At 69.8% G+C, this 16,250-nt stretch carries 13 protein-coding genes; 5 read left to right on the top strand and 8 right to left on the bottom strand.

Features of this window, described 5'->3' with window-relative positions; genetic code table 11:
- The first annotated feature begins 8 nt into the window (after positions 1–8).
- The 3 genes from AW272_RS17440 to AW272_RS17430 are packed head-to-tail and all read left to right on the top strand — an operon-like array spanning position 9 to position 4,236.
- Positions 9–1,706, top strand: a complete 1,698-nt coding sequence (locus tag AW272_RS17440) for a hypothetical protein (protein WP_066366105.1) — start codon at positions 9–11, stop codon at positions 1,704–1,706.
- Positions 1,703–2,926, top strand: a complete 1,224-nt coding sequence (locus tag AW272_RS17435) for a hypothetical protein (protein WP_066366102.1) — start codon at positions 1,703–1,705, stop codon at positions 2,924–2,926. Before AW272_RS17440 ends, AW272_RS17435 begins: the two co-directional genes overlap by 4 nt.
- A 17-nt stretch (positions 2,927–2,943) precedes the next feature.
- Positions 2,944–4,236, top strand: coding sequence for a hypothetical protein (locus AW272_RS17430; RefSeq protein WP_066366100.1), 1,293 nt, complete (start codon positions 2,944–2,946; stop codon positions 4,234–4,236).
- Here AW272_RS17430 and AW272_RS17425 read toward each other — a convergent pair.
- The 5 genes from AW272_RS17425 to AW272_RS17405 all read right to left on the bottom strand — a co-directional run bounded on the left by AW272_RS17425 (position 4,233) and on the right by AW272_RS17405 (position 12,230).
- On the bottom strand, positions 4,233–5,204 hold the full coding sequence (locus AW272_RS17425; protein ID WP_066366097.1) for a hypothetical protein: 972 nt from the start codon (positions 5,202–5,204) through the stop codon (positions 4,233–4,235). The two genes, AW272_RS17430 and AW272_RS17425, sit on opposite strands and share 4 nt — an antisense overlap.
- Before the next feature lie 13 nt (positions 5,205–5,217).
- Positions 5,218–6,810 carry a hypothetical protein gene (locus AW272_RS17420; protein ID WP_066366095.1) on the bottom strand — a complete coding sequence of 531 codons (1,593 nt, stop codon included), beginning with the start codon at positions 6,808–6,810 and terminating at the stop codon, positions 5,218–5,220.
- A gap of 167 nt (positions 6,811–6,977) precedes the next feature.
- Complete coding sequence (locus AW272_RS17415; protein WP_174551827.1) at positions 6,978–7,730, bottom strand: collagen-like protein; 753 nt, start codon at positions 7,728–7,730, stop codon at positions 6,978–6,980.
- Between the two features lie 205 nt (positions 7,731–7,935).
- Positions 7,936–10,905, bottom strand: coding sequence for a hypothetical protein (locus tag AW272_RS17410; RefSeq protein ID WP_066366091.1), 2,970 nt, complete (start codon positions 10,903–10,905; stop codon positions 7,936–7,938).
- On the bottom strand, positions 10,902–12,230 hold the full coding sequence (locus AW272_RS17405) for an SWIM zinc finger family protein (protein WP_066366089.1): 1,329 nt from the start codon (positions 12,228–12,230) through the stop codon (positions 10,902–10,904). Before AW272_RS17405 ends, AW272_RS17410 begins: the two co-directional genes overlap by 4 nt.
- Before the next feature lie 239 nt (positions 12,231–12,469).
- Here AW272_RS17405 and AW272_RS17400 point away from each other — a divergent pair, with 239 nt between their 5' ends.
- Positions 12,470–13,315, top strand: a complete 846-nt coding sequence (locus tag AW272_RS17400) for a DUF1707 SHOCT-like domain-containing protein (protein ID WP_066366087.1) — start codon at positions 12,470–12,472, stop codon at positions 13,313–13,315.
- On the opposite strand, the gene AW272_RS17395 is transcribed toward AW272_RS17400, so the two are convergent.
- Positions 13,303–13,575 (bottom strand): ArsR/SmtB family transcription factor, encoded by a 273-nt coding sequence (locus AW272_RS17395; protein WP_083958409.1) that lies wholly within the window; start codon positions 13,573–13,575, stop codon positions 13,303–13,305. The genes AW272_RS17400 and AW272_RS17395 overlap by 13 nt on opposite strands.
- A 17-nt stretch (positions 13,576–13,592) precedes the next feature.
- Here AW272_RS17395 and AW272_RS17390 point away from each other — a divergent pair, with 17 nt between their 5' ends.
- Positions 13,593–14,132 carry a carboxymuconolactone decarboxylase family protein gene (locus tag AW272_RS17390; RefSeq protein ID WP_066366085.1) on the top strand — a complete coding sequence of 180 codons (540 nt, stop codon included), beginning with the start codon at positions 13,593–13,595 and terminating at the stop codon, positions 14,130–14,132.
- On the opposite strand, the gene AW272_RS17385 is transcribed toward AW272_RS17390, so the two are convergent.
- Positions 14,124–14,393, bottom strand: coding sequence for a LuxR C-terminal-related transcriptional regulator (locus AW272_RS17385; RefSeq protein ID WP_066366082.1), 270 nt, complete (start codon positions 14,391–14,393; stop codon positions 14,124–14,126). The genes AW272_RS17390 and AW272_RS17385 overlap by 9 nt on opposite strands.
- 49 nt (positions 14,394–14,442) lie before the next feature.
- On the bottom strand, positions 14,443–16,221 hold the full coding sequence (locus AW272_RS17380; RefSeq protein WP_066366080.1) for a BTAD domain-containing putative transcriptional regulator: 1,779 nt from the start codon (positions 16,219–16,221) through the stop codon (positions 14,443–14,445).
- Positions 16,222–16,250 lie beyond the last annotated feature (29 nt).

The raw sequence follows: 16,250 nt of genomic DNA, 5'->3' as shown, positions 1-16,250 counted from the left end.
GGCCGGACGTGAAGAAGAGGACGAAGAAGCAGCAGAAGACGAGCTCGGTCCAGAATGTCCAGCCGAGCTCGTCGACGACGTCGACGACATCCCCGCCGCCGCAGCGGAAGTCCACCCCTCCCACGGCGGCCCCCGGCAAGTCCACCGCCACGAAGACCACACCCGCCCGCCTCTCCACCGGGACCGGCACGAAGACGGCTCCACCCAAGAAGCCGCTCACGGGAACGAAACGAAAAGAGGCCGACAACACCGAGACGGAGGTGGCCCGCAAGAAACAGGCGACCGAACCCACCGACACCACGGTCGATCCTCCCGACCCGGTCACGGAAGGGCTGACCTTCACCTACCCCGGCCTGGGCACGGTCAGGAAGGGCGGTGAAGGCGCCTTCATCGATGCGCGGCTCAAGCTGCTGAGCGACACCGACGCCGACAGCGGCACCGCCTTCGTGGCGCAGCACGGCAAGAGCGATCCCGGTGCCGTCACCTGGCTCATGCGCGCGGTGTGCGTCTTCTCGGAGAACGCCGAGGCCATGACCGAATCGGGCATGCAACTCGGCCCGGTCATCCCGCGTCTCCTCAAGGAGGCCACGAAGCCGGGCCGGAAGTCCTTCGACGTCCCGAGCAGGCAGCTGGAGAAGCAGGCGCTCCAGGTCAGCGGATGGACCAGGGGGGTCCTCCTCGCGACTCTGAAGCAACCCTCACCGGAATCACTGCAGAAGCTGCAGAGCATCTACTTCTCGAAACCTCGCGCCACGACCACGACCACGACCACCACTCCCGAGGTGCCCGACATCGGACCTCTCGACAAGGACGTGCTCCGCGAGCAGCTGTGGGACAGTCTCGACAAGCTCCTCGACGATCACAACGGGGCCTGGGTGCACGTCGAAGAACGCTCCATCCAGGCCATCGGGCGGGTCGCGGACGTCATCCAGGACGTCGTGGAAATGGGCTTCGGCAAGTTCGTCCTGGCGCACCACGAAAGCCCCTACCACTCCGGGTTCAAATACTCCGACAAGATCGCCAGCACCACGAGCCGGGCTGTGGGCCCGGCGGCGCTGAAGAACTTCCTGAAGAACCGCTCGGACGTCGTCGGCAACGACAAGACCCTGGCCGTGTACCAAAAGGCGAGCTATGACCCCGGACGCCCCGAAGACGTCGAGGCCCGGGACGCGATCCTGGACGAGATGGTCAAAGCCGGTGCGATCAAGAAGAAGGTGGTCAGGGCGGTCCGGACGAACGGGGCGCACAGTCCCGGCGAGGGCACCATCTACGTCCAGCCCTTCATCTCGACGCAGGCGAAGAAGACCGACGAGTACTGGAAGCAGTCCCGCACCCTCCTGCACGAGTTCATGCACTTCCTCACGCACCCGCAGTTCAGGAAGGTGGCGAGGAGCATCGACCAGCGGCAGGTCATGATCGAGGGCGTCACCGACATGCTCACCGCCATGATGTTCCGCAGGTTCGTCGACGTCGTGCGCAGGGTTCCGAACCTCACCCGTATCGTCCTGGGCGGCCAGCCCTACGCGGCGCCGCCCGAGGGTCTGTTCGATGTGGGCTACCGCAGCGCGGGAACCAAGGCGATGCAGATCCTCGAAGAGGTCGGGTGGGACAACGTCGAGGCGGCCTACTTCCTCGGGGCCACGAGGTACATCGGCGTGGAGAAGAAGAAGAAGGAGAAGAAGACCGAGGAGATGGAGGTCCTGTGAGCCTCAGGAAGACCAAGCGCGACGCGTTCGCGGAGGGCCCCACGCTCGACGACCGGCTCGCCACCGGGGACGTCGAGCAGCTGTTCCGCGACCTGGAGTCGCTGGTCCGCGGGGACGACGACCCCGGCTACCCGTCCCGCTGGGGCGACGTGGCGGACGCCGACCCGGCGCAGCAGCGGTGGGTCGTGCACGGCCTCGACCTGCTGGCCCGCAACGCCGACAACGCCGGTCCCGGCTTCTCCGGCCCCCGTGCGGCCTCCCTGATCGTCGACCGGGCCCGGTGGCGGCGCTTCGAACCGGGCGCGCCGCGCTTCGAGGAGGAGGTCATGTCGGTCAGCGGCTGGCTGGAGGCGGCCCTCCCGTCCTCCCTCGCCCTGCCCGGCCCCGCCGCGCTGACCCGGCTGGCGGAGATCCACGGCCGATCCACGGCCGGTGGGGCGTTCGACGCGACCGCGCTGACCACGTCGGTGCTGCCGGGGCTGAAGGCCGAACTGGCCGGGGAGGCGCTCTGGTGGGGCGCCTCGTCCGAACCGGAGGACCTGTCGTGGATGGAGTCGGTCGCCGCGTCCATCCAGGGGTTCGTCCGCGACCAGGGGCCGTCGTTCCCCTCGGCCCACGTCGCGGGCCCGCTGTACGACGGCTTCGACTACGCCGCGAGCGTCCTCGACGCCCGGGCGGCCGACGACGACGAGGACACCCGGCTGGCCTTCCTGCGGCGGCGCGTCCACCTGGCCGACGCTCTCTATGCGGCCGGATACGACCACGCCCGGCCTGATCACCGGGAGATCCTCGACGACCTGCTCGACGAATGGCTCGCCGACGACCCCGAACTCGACGACCTGGCCGGCCTCCTGCTCGGGCACTCGCCGTCCCATGAGGCGGGGGAGCGCACCTACGTCCACTTGCCGGCCCACGTGCCCACCGAAGCGTGGGGGCCGAGGGAGTCGTGGCGGCCCCACCTCCACGCGGTGATGGTGCACGAGTTCGTCCACGTCCTGGCCCACCCCGCCTTCACCGAGGCGATCGAAACCGCGGCCGACGGCCCGCTCCTGGCGGAGGGGATCGCCGACCTGCTCACCGCCGACCTCCTGGGCGTCCTCGTGCCCGATCACGTGTGGACCGTTCACGGGTCCGCCGCCGAGATCCGCGACCTGGCCGGGGCCGACCAGGTGAAGGCGGCCTACTACCTCGGCCGCGTCGAGTTCGTCGGTCTCGACTAGAAGAAAGCTGGACCTGCGTGTTCAACAAGAAGAAGTCGAAGAAGAAGCAGAAGGCCCCGACCCCCACGCAGACGACGACCCCGACGCGTCCCACCCAGGGCCCGCCGGTCCAGGCTCCGGCCAACCAAGTCGCGTGGAACCGCATCGTTCCGGCCCCCGCCGTCGACGGCCCCGCCCGTGACTTCTTCCAGCGTCGCCCGGCGCCCAGAATCCCCGTGGACATCCCCACGGACATCGAGTTCGACATCGACCCCGATCTCGAAAGGGACCTCTCCTCCGACGCCGACGGCGGCCCGATCGACGAGTTCACCCTCGGCCTCGACGTCGATTTCGACATCGGCTTCGACACCGACGTCGCCCCCATCGAGACGGTGCCCCAGATCACGACGACCACGACCCGCCCCACGCTGACCTCGGCACGGGCGCGCTCCCCTCGCGGTTCGCTCGACGACGAGATGCGGGTGAAGCTCAACTACCTGCGCGACCTCGACTTCTTCAACACCCTGTGGGAGTACTTCTACGACTCGCAGACCGGAACGCTCCGGCCGGACCGCGACCCCCAGCGGGTCTACGGCCTGATGAGCGCCGACCTGACCGACCAGACCTATCTGGCCACGCCCATCGACCCCGCCGAGGTCGTGGAGTTCGTCGACCTCGGCGTCCAGAGCACCATCTACTTCTGCGCGCCCCAGGAGTACGAGGGCGACCTGAAGACCGCGCTCATTCTGGGCGACTACCTCCATGTGATGAACACCGTCGTCTTCTTCAAAGACGCCGACCTCCACCGGCGGATGCGGCGTCTGGTCGTCAACGTGCGGTCACAGCAGACCGCCCTGCTCCTGGCCAGGAAGTTGTCCCTGGTCTTCGCCGACGAGGAGATCGGCGCCAGTTTCGTCAAGTTCAAGGTGCTCCTCCAGTCCACCAAGACCGACGACCCGCCCAAATACGACAAGCTGGTGCTCTACTACCTCGTCGGCGACGACCCCGGCGACCGCTCCGATATCGTCGGAAGCAGGCTCCTGGCCAAGGTCAGGGACGGCGTCCCGACCGGCGAGGGCGAGATGAACATGAGCCCCTTCTACTCCCGGGTGGCCTACTTCGTGGGGTGGGCGGAGGAGCCCAAGCACAACATGCCCGGCGCCCCGACGGACGACAGCTTCACCCAGAGCCGCGCCAGGATCGTCCGGTCGGTGATCGAGAACACGCCGGTGGCGGGCACTCCGAAGGAACTGGCGGCGAAGGTGTACGTGGCCATCGAGGACGCCGGACTCCCGTGGAAATCCCCACACCGCCACGAGGATCCCAGCTAGAGGCCGAGGTATTCGGTCCGGCCGAAGAAGAACGCGACCTTCAGCCGGTCGGACCCGAGTTCCTCCGCCAGCGCCACCGCCGGACCTTCGGCGGGCGCCTCGCCCGCGCCGTATTCGGCGGTGAACAGGGCGACCAGATCCTCCTCCAGTCGGCCCGCGCGTTCGCGGAATTCCGGGTGGGCGAGCAGGTGCAGGAAGGCGTGGGTCAGCAAGCTCTTCTCCGCCGCCGGTACGAACACCTCCCGCCCCGGGCCGTGGGAGGCGTCGCGGGAGATCAGTGTCTTCACGCGTCCGGCCAGGTCACGGTCGGTTTGGAGGATGGCGGGGTCACCGCCGAGCATCGTCACGTAGGCCGCCTGGGCCGCGTCGTCGTCGGGCAGCCCGACGGAGTCGCGGACGCGGGAGGACAGGTCGTAGCCGTCGTAGAGCGGGCCCTCGTAACGGGCGCCGGGGAACCGCGCCCGGAGTTCGGCCTGGATCGCCGTGCCCAGGTCGGCGGCGTCGACCGGATCGAGGAACGTGCCGGGGGCCGCGGCGAGACGCCGGTCGACCTCCTCCGACACCCACGCGTCGTCGGCCGGTTCGACGGACATCTCGACGGGCTCGGGCAGGGTGAGCGTGGCGGGGAAGACCGCCTCGGTCCAGCCGCTGACGGCCAGCACCTCGCGTTCGAACGCGCCGTCACCAGGCTCGGCGGTGTGGCGGCCGGCGTGGCCGATGAGCCGGGCCACCGCGGGCAGCCGCTGGTAGTCGGCCGGGTTCTGGGTGAGCAGGTGGAGCGCGTGGAGCAGCCAGGCCTGCTCGGGCAGGGTCAGCTGGGCGACCGTGCTCCAGCGCGAACCGAACGGCCCGCCGTCGCCGAGCAGCGTGGTCTCCAGCGACCGGAACGCCGATTCGGCACCGCCACGCAGCAGCTCGGCGAGACCGGGGTCGTCGCCCGAGGAGCCGCGTTTGGTCTTGGTGAGCATCGATGGCCGTCCTTCACTTGTTTTGGGGCAGGCCGATGAAAGAGGTGTCGCCCAGGAAGTAGGCGAGGTAGCAGTTGGCGGGGCCGACCTTCGATTTGATGAACTCGGCGTGCTTCCCGGCCTTGCCGTAGCCCGTCTTGACGTATTCGGAGTGGGGCTCGGGGAAGGGCGGGTCCATGCCGAGGATCTTCCGGCCGAAATCCTCGTCGTTCTTGATCGCTTTCGCGAGCACCAGGAAGAGGTCCTTGGTGATCATGTCGGTGAAGCCCTCGATGAGGACCTGTTTGTTGCCGATGCCCTGGGCCGTCAGGGTGAAGCCGGGATGGGTGACGCGGTGCAGGAACTCGTGGATGATCGTGCGGGCCAGCCGCCACCGCCAGTTGCCCTGGGACGTCACCTCAGGGTTCGGATAGAACGGCGGCACGCTGATCGTCTCGGTCTCGTGGCTGTGCGAGGCCGTGTTCGACAGCAGCAACCCGACCTTCCCGGCGACCTCCTCGTCCTTCAGCATCTCCTCGTAGATCGACTCCAGCACCCCGTTGTCACGCGAGGGGTCGTAGTTGGCGCCGGTGAACGGGGCGCCGTAGTCGTCGCTCCAGCCGATGAGATCGCCCCGGTTGCGCATCCAGTTCATCAGCCCGGCGTGGGTGATCTGCTTCTCGTGGGTGCTGCGCAGGCTGTCGGCGTAGCGGAAATCGAAGTGCAGGGGGCTCTGCGTGTTCGCCAGCACGAAGACCCACATCCGGTCGGCCACGAACTTCTGCAGCAGGTCGGCCACCCCCTTCAACTCCGGGAAGTCGACCGGGACGAGTTTCTTGCCGTGGGGCGCGATCCACTGGGCGGAGAACCGGTCGAGGACGTCGCCGATCTCCTTCTTCATGGCCACGCGCAGCCGCTTCTCGTCGAGCGGCCCGATCGTGGACTCGTCGCTGCCGACGATGGTCCGGCCCGGGAAGTAGATCGATCGAAGCCCCTGTACGACATCTCCATCGGGCCGATCCCGGCTGAGTAACTGCGCCGCCATCCACCCGCCGCGCAGCACCACCTCCTGCTCGAACGCGCCGTTCTCGTCACCGGGGACGGCCGGGTTCCTGGCTTTGGCGATCATCCCGACCAGGTTAGCCACGACGATCTTCCCGTCCAGGCCGAGCGCCTTCAGCTTGCCGATGTTGTGCGCGTACACGGTGAGCGCGTGCATCAGCCAGGTGATCTGGGTGGGATCGAGCTTCCGCATCGCCCACTCGCCGAAATGGGGGTGGTCGCCGCCGACGGCGAAGTAGACGTTCTGGATGTAGATGGCGTGGCTGTCATTCTGGATCGCCTTGTGCACGCCGGTGTAGTCGATGGTCGCGACCACACCCGAGTTCCCGCCGATGTAGTCGGGCCGTCTCCGCTGTTCGCCGCCGAGGCTGAGGATCTGGATCTCATCGCCCAGCTGGGATATCTCGGACTGCTCCGGCCCGTTCTGGTTGGAGATGACCAGGTCGTTGGGGTTGGGCTCGGTGTTGTCGCGTTTGTTGACGGTGAGCTGGCTGTCCTCGGTGCCCCTGTCGTCTGTCTGGGGGGTCGACTTCTTCCTGTCCTTGCTGCGGCTGCGCTTGATCACTGCTTCTCCTTGGTGGTCAGGCGCCGCAGGTGGGACCTCGCCTGAGGCGAGGACCGTTCCATATCAGGCGGAGAAGCCGCCTGACGGCTGCGATCTTGGGTGTACGCGTACATGCTCCACCTCTGATCACAGCCGTCAAACTAACCAATAAGCGATATGTCTGTCGCTCAGCCCTTGCCGCAGAGCAGCGTGATGGTCAACGTCACCTTGCCGTTCGTGTTGTTGTACGGGAACACCACGTTCACCGAGTCGTTCAACGGCCCGCCCGCCTGCGAGAAGGGCCGCGACCAGGCGACCGAGTGGGGGTTGAGCAGCGGCACGTTCTGGGCCGCGACCTGGAAGTCCGAGTCCAGCATGACCTTGCCCGCCGGGCAGTTGACGTTCGTCGTGCCGGCGGTGCTGGCCGCGTACTCCTTGGTCACGACGACCTTCTGCAGCCCCGCGACCCCATCGGCGCCGGCAGCCCCCCGCTCACCCTGCGGCCCCGGGTCGCCCTTCACGCCCGGAACGCCCTGCGCGCCCGGCTCGCCTTTTGCGCCGGGAATGCCCTGGGGCCCTGGCTCGCCCTTCGCCCCCGGAACGCCCTGCGCACCGGTGAGCCCCTCCGGCCCGGTGGCGCCCTGCTGACCGGGAGCACCTGCTGGCCCGGTATCACCGGTCGCGCCGGTGGGCCCGGTCTTGTTCCAGGTGATCTGCTGGTAGCCCGACGGGCAGGCGCCCGTGGTGGGCGACGCGGTCGGCACCGGCCGTAGCATCGTCTGCTCGATCCGCCCCGGCACCCGGAGTACCCCGTCGACACCCACACACGCCGTGATCTGCGTGTCGTCCGCCACCGCGACCGCCACCCCGGCTCCACCGGCGACCAGCCCGGCGGCGATCCCCACGGTCAGCCACATCGCTCGTTCTCTACGTCGACGCACGTCTTCTCCCCTATGAGACTGAAGTCGACGTCACACGGTAGGTGGAGGCACACCGGGAGATCGTCCCCCTGACAGCGCCGGACGATCATCCCCCAGGTGGACCCGCCGTCCCGGCCATCCGGGACAACCAGGGCTTTGACCTGGGGAAAGACATGCGCGACTTCTGTCGGCTGGTGCGGCCGGGGTGGGGTCGGCCGCATCAGGCTCAGACCCGCGCCGGGTTGAGTTGGTCGCGCAGGCGGCGGCACTCCCGGGCGAAGCGACTCCTGCTCCTACCGGCCGCGTAGGCCGTGATCTCCGGGATCTCGCCCCTCGCGCCGACCCACGACGCCACGTCGGCGGCGAAGACGATCGCCTCCGAGAGGGGAGCGGTGACCCGCCGGCCCTCGCCGGGGATCAGCGACGGCAGGAGCGGACGCAGGATGTCCCACACCTGGTGGGGCGCCCCCTTGTGGGCGAGGTCGGCCAGAACTTCGAACAGCGGGCCGACTTCCAGGCTCTGCCAGTAGAGCAGCACGCCCAGCTGCCTGCCGAGCGCCGTGGCGGGGAGGGAGTCGCGGGCGGCCAGGCTCAGCATGAGCTCGCCCACCTTGCCGGTCGGCTGGGAGGACAGGAACTGCCCGAGGATGACGGCCGTCGCGTCACCCGTCGGGCCGTCGGTGGTGGCGATCGGCTGGAAGGTTTTGATGGACATGGTCGGGTGTTCCCACGACGTCACGGCGTGGAGTAGATAGTTGACCGACGCCACCTCCCGATGCGACGGCACGATCGAGGGGAACCACTTCAACGCGTCGGGGTAACCGCCGTAGGCACGCGCGGTCGGTGTCGCCAGCAGCACCTCGTCGATCAACCGGTGGCCCGTGGGCGCGGCCACCCGCAGGACCGGGACCATCCGCCGGTCACCGGCGTGGGACGGGCGCGCCCAGCCGAACCCTGTCACCGGGTCGGGCATGCCGTCACCGGCGTAGGACGGGCGGGCGTAGTCGAACCCTGTCACCGGGTCGGGCATGCCGTCACCCGCCAGCCATTCGGCCGCCGCGTGGCCGGCCGACGAGCCGACCTTAGCGGCCCGTTCGGCCGCCGCCGGGTGGGCGCCTCTCGGCAGGCGCATCAGCGCCTGGGCCAGGTCGGCCGGGAGCGGTTCGACGCCGGCTTCGGCGCAGGTCTCCAGGCGGTCGGCCAGGACCTCCGGGTCGAGGTGGCCGTTGCCGAGGGTGGGCGTCGCCAGCAGGACGGGCGGCAGGGCGTCGGCGCGCAGGGCGTCGAGGAGTTCGTCGAACCGGTGCAGCAGGAACAGGTGCAGCGGCGGGACATGTTCGGCCGCCGGCAGCCGCTCACCGTTCCGCCCCATCTGACCGGGCTCGACCCACGGACCGGCCGGGGGACTGACCTCCACGAAGTGATGGCCGTGGAAGACGGCCGGCCCGTCGGGCTCGTCGACGGACTCCACGAGCTCCACATCGACCAGGCTCGCCACGTGTTCGGCGACCGCCGGCTCCGGCGCTTCGTAGACGAGCCCCGGCCTTTCGACACCGCTTTCGGCCGGCCGGTGACCGTGGGCGCTCGGATCCGGGCCGGGGAAGTATTCGTAGGGCTCGGCCGAGAAGGCGACGACATTCCCGGTGAACGTCCACCGCCGGGGATCGAGAGTGCGCTTGGTGGCCACCAGGTGGTCTTCAGGTCGCCAGGGGATGTGTTGCGGTTCGTCCGGGGTCGCGCCGGGGGTGATCAGCTCGGTGTACAGGGCCTTGATCCAGTCGCGCGGGTCGACCCACACGTCCCACCGGGGCTGCCACCTGCCGCGGTTCTGGTGGCGGTGCAGTTCGGCGCGCAGGGCCTCGCGGTCGGCGGTCGCGCGGGTCACGAACGCGGCCAGCCAGCGTTCGGCGGTCACCCAGTGGGCGGCCGCCTCGATGGTGGTGGAGACCGTCGGCTCGGGGAACGGCTGGGGTGCGGCGACCTCCGGCAGCGGCGGGAACGTCACGGCGGGCCGGGTCTCCTCGGGTGCCGCTTCGCCGCTGAAGTGGGCCGACAGACGGGCGCCCAGGCCGGCGGGCAGAGACTCGATCGCGTCGGCGATCAGAGAGGCGTCGGTCACGTGTTTGACGGTCAGGTCGACCGCTCTCGACTGGACGTCGAACGACGTGTGCCCGTAGGCCGTCAGCAGTGCCGGGGTGAACTCCGCCACCGCGGAAGGGTTGCGCTTGAGTTCGGCGTCGAGCCACCTCAGGCCGACGGTCGCCAGCTTCGCCTCCGGGCGGAACGTCAGCGACTCGACCGCTTCCACCAGGTCGGCGCGGTCGATCGGGAACAGGCGCTTGACCTGCTTGGCGGCGAGGTCGGCCACGGTGCCGGGTGCGGCCGGCAGCAGGCGCAGGTAGTCGCGGAGCCGTTCGGCCGTCTCGTCGAAGGTGGGGGCGAGGAGATCGTGGAGGCGGACGAAGAAGCGGAGGTCCTGGGCGTCGCCGCCGCGCAGGAAGCGGCTGACGCAGCCGTCGATCGCCTGGTCGCGGGGGAGGTCCTTGCGGGCGCGGGCGAGCCAGCGGGTGGGAGCGGGGGTGAGGTATTCGTCGCGGAGTTCGCGGCCGGCGCCCTCGGCGTCGAAGATCCGGGGGAGGAGCTTCGGGGTCAGCGGGTCGCCGGGGTGGGTGATCGCCCGGAGCCAGGCGGCCACCAGCGGGTCGTGGTCGGGAGGCTCGGCGCCGGAGGCGCGCAGCAGGGCGATCGCCAGGGGCGCGATGCGGTCGTCCGGACGGCGGATGCGGCGCGCCAGGCGCACGGCGACGTCCTGCTGCCACTCGATCGGGCGGGACGCGGCGATCTTGACGGCGTCGGCGACGTTGACGTCGCGGGCCTGGCGGCGGTTGACGTCGCGGCTGGTGATCCACGAGACGGCGGCGGCGGGGCCGGTGATCGTGCCGAGGCCGGCGAGCAGCAGCGCGGTCGCCCGGCTGTCGAGCATCTCGTCGACCGCGCGGCTCCGCTCCCAGTCGCGCTCCCAGTCGTCGTAGAAGTCTCGGCGGTTCAGCTCCTCGATCTGCTCCGCGCGCAGGTCTTTCACCACGCCGGGCAGGTCGCGGCCGATCTCGCCGCGCTGCGCCTCGGTCAGGGTGAGCAGCCGTTCGCGCAGTTCGCGGAGCCGGTTGTTCCTGATCAGGGCGACGATCGCGCTCACAGCGTCGCCGCCACGTCGGCGCGGGCGACGATCCGGGCGGCGAGCACGTGTTTGCACGGCCCCCGCGACCCGCGATGGTCCCACCACCACGGGCAGGTGCACGACCCGTCGGCCAGCGACACCGCACGCAGGCCGCCCGAGGTCTGGACGGTCGCCGTCTCGCCGGTCACCCGCACGGCTCCCGTCTCGACCAGCGCGCGGGCCGCCGCCAGGCGGGGGTTGAGGCGGGTGGCGTGGACGCTGTCGTAGGGGAGTTCGCGGTGGAAGTGGGCCGCCTCGGCCAGGTCGTAGCCGACCCGGCCGGCCACGCCGAGCTGGGTGAGTGCGGCCTTGACGCGGTCGGCGGGCAGGCCCGAGCGGTCGGCGAGCAGGCCGATCTCGACCTCGGGCTCGAAGTTGAGCAGCATGCCGACCACGTCGGCGTCGTTCTCGGCCTCGTCGGTGGACAGGTCGTCGAGGACGGCGCCCTCACCGGAGAAGCCGCGCCAGCGATCCGGCGACAGGGTCAGCGTGAAGCGCATGCCGGGCAGTTCGAGCTCCCACGCGCTGGAGGCGGCCTCCGTGGGGCCGTACACCCGCAGGCTTTTCGCGAAGCGCAGTAACGGCAGCAGCGTGGCGAGCCGGTGGGTGCCGCCCAGATACACCGAGCCCGGCGCCTCGTAGTCGAAGACGCGCAGCTCACGGCCGGTCTGGGCGACCCAGACGTCGGCCTTCTTGGGCAGCCCGCGCAGGAACCGGACGGCCGTCATGCCGGCCGACTCGCCGCGCTGGTCCATGCCCGCCGCGATGACCTGCACCTCGGCGAACCCGCGCAGCCACCGCTCGGGGAGCGGCACCTTCTTCTCCACCACAGCGCCGTCGAACGTGGTCACGACCAGCTCGTCGGCCCCCACACCGAGGTGCAGCGGATCGCGCCCGCCTACCCGGGCGAGCGCCTCGCGCAGCGGCGGGTTGACGTCGACGTTGGTGGTGCCCCGGTCGAAGACCTCGCCGTCGAGGGCGCCGCCCAGCAGGTCGAGCCGGGCGTAGACCCCGCCGCAGGCCGAGAACGACTCGAACCGCAACCGGTCGCCGTTGCAGGTGACGACCGGATCGCGCACCCAGCTGGGCCGCGCCTGCGCCTGGTGGTAGCGCGCCAGCGCGACGTCGGCCACCCCGAGCAGCGCCGCCGCGGCGGGCGCCGCCTGGGTGACCAGACCGCTGAAGAACTTGGGGGCCGCGACCGGACCGGAAAGGGCCCGCCCGCCGGACGTGGAAAGCCCGAGACGCCCGTCGACAAGAGAGGAGGGCGCGGCGTAGCTGTACGCCTGCGTCGCTGAGGTCATGCCCCCGGACCCTAGGCACCCCGACCGACAATCTCACGAACCCGCAGGCCAGATCGGACGCACCTGGCCGCCGTCATCGGCGAGCCCGAATAACCGCCGCGCCCTAATCCCTCTGTTCGCCAAACCGGAAATGTCGGTAAATGGGTTACCCATCTCCCGAGTCCCAAGCCGAATTCACCAGACCCGAATCAGGTCTTGGGGGTGAGCTAGTTTGGATGGCATACAGGGGGAGGTCGGAATTGCAGCACATCCGTGTTTCCGACGGCGAGCGCGAACGCGCCTGCGCCATTCTGCGTGAGCACTACGTCGTCGGGCGGCTCAACGACCAGGAACTGTCGACCAGGCTCGCCGGCGCGCAGACGGCTGTCACCTGGGGCGATCTCAACGAGCTCATGCACGACCTGCCGGCGATCCCCGGCATGCCGCTGGCGCCGGTGGCCTACCCGCCGCCCCCGGTCGCCTACGCGCAGCCCACTCAGGTCACCTATGCGCCGGCACCGCCCGGCTACCAGCCGGCGATGCCGTTGCAGGATCCCGGCAAGGGCTACATGACGGCCGCGTGGATCAGTTTCGTCCTGGGGTTCGCGAGCTTCGGCGTCATGTGGGCTCCGGCGCTGGCCTTCGCGTTGCTCGCCCGGAGGGCCCGGGCGCGGGGCCACCGCGATCCGAACACCGGCTGGAAGATCGGCCTCGTGGCCGGGGCGGCCGTACTGGCGGCGCTGGTTCTGCTGCCCGCCGGGTTCGACGATGGAGACGATTCCTGGGAGCGTCCGGACAGGTCCGGCGAGATGTTCGACCCGAACGGGCCCGGGATCCACAAGGGCGTCCTGGAGATCGAGGCCGACAAGCAGGAGGCGACCGCCGAAGACGTGTCGCTGGTCACGGCTGAGAGCGAGACCACGAGCCCGAGCATGGTGCTGCCCATCCGGGAACCGTTCGACGTCGACACGCTCGACGACCTGTCCGTCACGGCCAAAGCGCCAGACGGCGTGCGGCTGACCTGCCGCATCACGGTCGACGGCACGGTCGTCAAGGAAGACGTGTCGAAGCCCGGAGGCGAGTGCGAGGCCTCCTACGACGACTGATCCCGATAGCGGGTCAGCCACCGGTCGATCTCGGCGAGCGGGGCCGGGTCGACCGCGTAGAGCCGCCGGGCCCCCTCGGCCCGCACGGTCGCGAACCCGTTCTCGCGGAGCACGCGCAGGTGCTGCGACACGGCGGGCTGGGTGATGCCGAACTCCTCCTGGACGATCGCGCCCACCTCCCCGGCGGGCCGTTCCCCGTCGGCGAGCAGTTCGAGGATCCGCCGCCTGACGGGATCGCCCAAGACGTCGAAGGCGTGCATGCCACTACCTTATATAAGTGGCCACTGATACGAACCGCATCCCCTTCCCCGAAGAACCGACCGAGGCCCAGCGCCGCGCCGTCGACGCCATCACCGCGGGCCCGCGCGGCGAGATCTCCGGCCCGTTCGTGCCGCTGTTGCGCAGCCCCGAGTTGATGACCCGGCTCCAGCTCGTGGGGGAGACGATCCGCTTCGGTGGCGTCCTCGACGAGGACCTCGTCGAGCTGGTCGTCCTCACCGTGGCGAGGCACTGGGACCAGCCCTACGAGTGGGCCTTCCATCACCCGATCGCGCTGGCCAAGGGGGTGCCGGCCGAGGAGATCGACGCCGTCGCCCGGCACGAACGCCCGTCTGACGACCGGCTGGCCGCCATGTGGGACCTCGTCGACGAGTTGCAGCGCACCAAGGACGTCTCCGTGGAGACGTACACGAGAGCGGTGGCGGTTTTCGGGGAGGAGCGCGTGGTCGCGGCGGTGGCCACGGCCGGTTATTACACGACGCTGGCCATGGTCATGAACACCGCGCACACCGAACCGTGGCGGGCCGGGTCAGGCTGAGCGCTGCGGAGACGGTCCCGCCTTCAGGATCCCCGGCGGCCACACGCCGACGTTGAGGAACCGGTGGGCGTACGAATAGGCCACCAGCTCGCTGCGGTTGGAGCAGGCGAACTGCTCGAGGAGTTTGCTGATGCGTTCGGCGATGGTGTAGCGGCTGAGGTGCATCTCGCGGGCGATCCGGGTGGTCGTATAGCCCCGGGCCAGCATGACGATCAATGAACGGTCGCGATCGTTTATCAGGTCGTCGTACGCAAGATCCATTCTGACTCCTCGCGTGATCGCTTGCTTCTCCGAGCGTAGGATTGCGCGCTTAACCGCTGGTATTGCGAGGCCTTGTGGCCGGTTTGCCCATCAGGATCGACGTGTAGAGCTGCTTGAGCACGGGGCTGGGGTCGATGCCCAGGTCGGCCGACAGCCTGATGCGGACGGCCTCGAACTGGGCGAGCGCCTCGGGGGCCCGGCCGCAGCCCGCCAGGGCGGTCATCCGGGCGGCGATCAGGCGTTCCCTGGCGGGGAAGAAGGCGGCCAGGCCGTCGAGGCGGTTCAGCACGTCGACGAACCGGCCGCGCTCGATCTGCAGTTCGGCCCAGTCCTCGTTGAGGGTCAGGTAGAGCTCGGTCATGCGGCCGACCGCGTCGTCGACGAGGGGGACGCCGGCGAACTCGGCCAGGGGGCGTCCGCGCCACAGGTTCAGCGCACGGTCGAGCAGGGTCAGCGCCGCGTCGCCCGCGCCCCTTCTGCGCATCTCGCGTCCGGCCGCCGCCAGGTCGCGGAAGCGGAGGAGGTCGAGTTCGTCGCGCTGGGCGTCCAGGCGGTAGCCCCAGCCCTCGTAGGAGATGCGGTCGCCCAGGCGTTTGCGCAGCTCCGAGACGTACACCTGGAGGTTCTTGCGGGCGGTCGCCGGGGGGCGGCCGGACCAGAGGGAGTCGATGAGGTGGTCGGTGGGGACGACCTCGTTGGGGTTGGACAGCAGGATCGCGGCCAGCAGGCGCGACTTGCGGGCGCCGATGTGGACGGGCGCGCCGCCGATGCGCAGATCCAGCGGGCCGAGCACCCGCGTGTCCAGTGCGGGCGGCCGGCCGGGGCCGCCGAGTAGGAGGAACCCGGTCAGATCGATGCGGGTGGTCTCGCGGTGCAGACTCCGGACCATCGCCAGGGTGGCCATCGAGATGTCGTCCACCCCGGCTTTTGACTCGAACCAGCGCCAGTCGCCGTCGGGGTTGACCTCCAGGAACACCGGCCCGTCGGTGGTCAGCAGGAAGTCGAAGGCTCCGTAGCGCAGGCCCCACAGGTCGGCCAGGCGGGTCACCGCCTCGGCCACGTCGGAGGGCACCGCGACGGGGGTCACGGTCACCGAGTCCTCGTCGCGCCAGATCGCCGCCGGTGACGGTTTGTCGACCTGGAAGGCCCTGATCTCGCCGTTCACGTGATAGACCCGCAGCTCGGCGGTGTGCTCGACATACTCCTGGACGATCATCGGCACGTCCCGCGAGTGGAAGGCGGTCCGGTCGCCGATCTCCGGGAAGACGCCTTCGAGCAAGCCGGGTTCGGCCTCCACGAAGTGCCGGTTCAGCGCCTTGACCACGACCTTCCTGCTGGGGAACGACGCGCTGCCGGGGTCGGTGGTGACGATCGTGCGCGGCACCCGGATGCCGGCCTTCGCCGCGCCGTCGAGCTGGGCCAGCCTGCCGGGGTCGAGGCCGTCGGGGATGCGTACCGAGGAAAGGGCCGTGACCTGGTCGACCAGGGCCACCCATGACTCCGCGCGGAACAGGGCGTGGGCGCCCTGCCCCGTCTGGAAGGCGAAGTGCCGCACCCACGTCACCGTGGGCAGAATGCGGCGGCCGTCGATGGTGAGGGAGCCGTCTTCGTGCCGGGTCAGCGCGGCGACCGAACCGGCGTCGATGCGGACGCTCGGCACGCCCAGCGTGCGCAGGCCGCGTTGCAGGCCGGTGAACTCCCCCATTCCGGTGCGGTCGGCGAGCACCACGCAGGGGAGCGTGGCCCGGGGATCGGTGTCGTCGGGGAGCCGCCAGCTCACGCCGCGCGTCGCCACCGGCATGCGCAGGGTGTACGAGCCCGTGTCCATGGGCCGATGGTGTTCTCATCGACCCGGGC

It is taken from the genome of Herbidospora mongoliensis, assembly GCF_001570545.1.
GTDB classification, from domain to species: Bacteria; Actinomycetota; Actinomycetes; order Streptosporangiales; family Streptosporangiaceae; genus Herbidospora; species Herbidospora mongoliensis.
Note: the sequence above shows the minus strand (reverse complement) of the source record. Positions and strands in the feature narration are given on the sequence as shown.

Bases quoted from the DNA above. Each gene is read 5' to 3' on its own strand.
- AW272_RS17395 (WP_083958409.1), bottom strand. From the start codon at position 13,575: ATGCACGCCTTCGACGTCTTGGGCGATCCCGTCAGGCGGCGGATCCTC.
- AW272_RS17425 (WP_066366097.1), bottom strand. From the start codon at position 5,204: ATGCTCACCAAGACCAAACGCGGCTCCTCGGGCGACGACCCCGGTCTC.
- AW272_RS17385 (WP_066366082.1), bottom strand. From the start codon at position 14,393: ATGGATCTTGCGTACGACGACCTGATAAACGATCGCGACCGTTCATTG.
- AW272_RS17405 (WP_066366089.1), bottom strand. From the start codon at position 12,230: ATGACCTCAGCGACGCAGGCGTACAGCTACGCCGCGCCCTCCTCTCTT.
- AW272_RS17380 (WP_066366080.1), bottom strand. From the start codon at position 16,221: ATGGACACGGGCTCGTACACCCTGCGCATGCCGGTGGCGACGCGCGGC.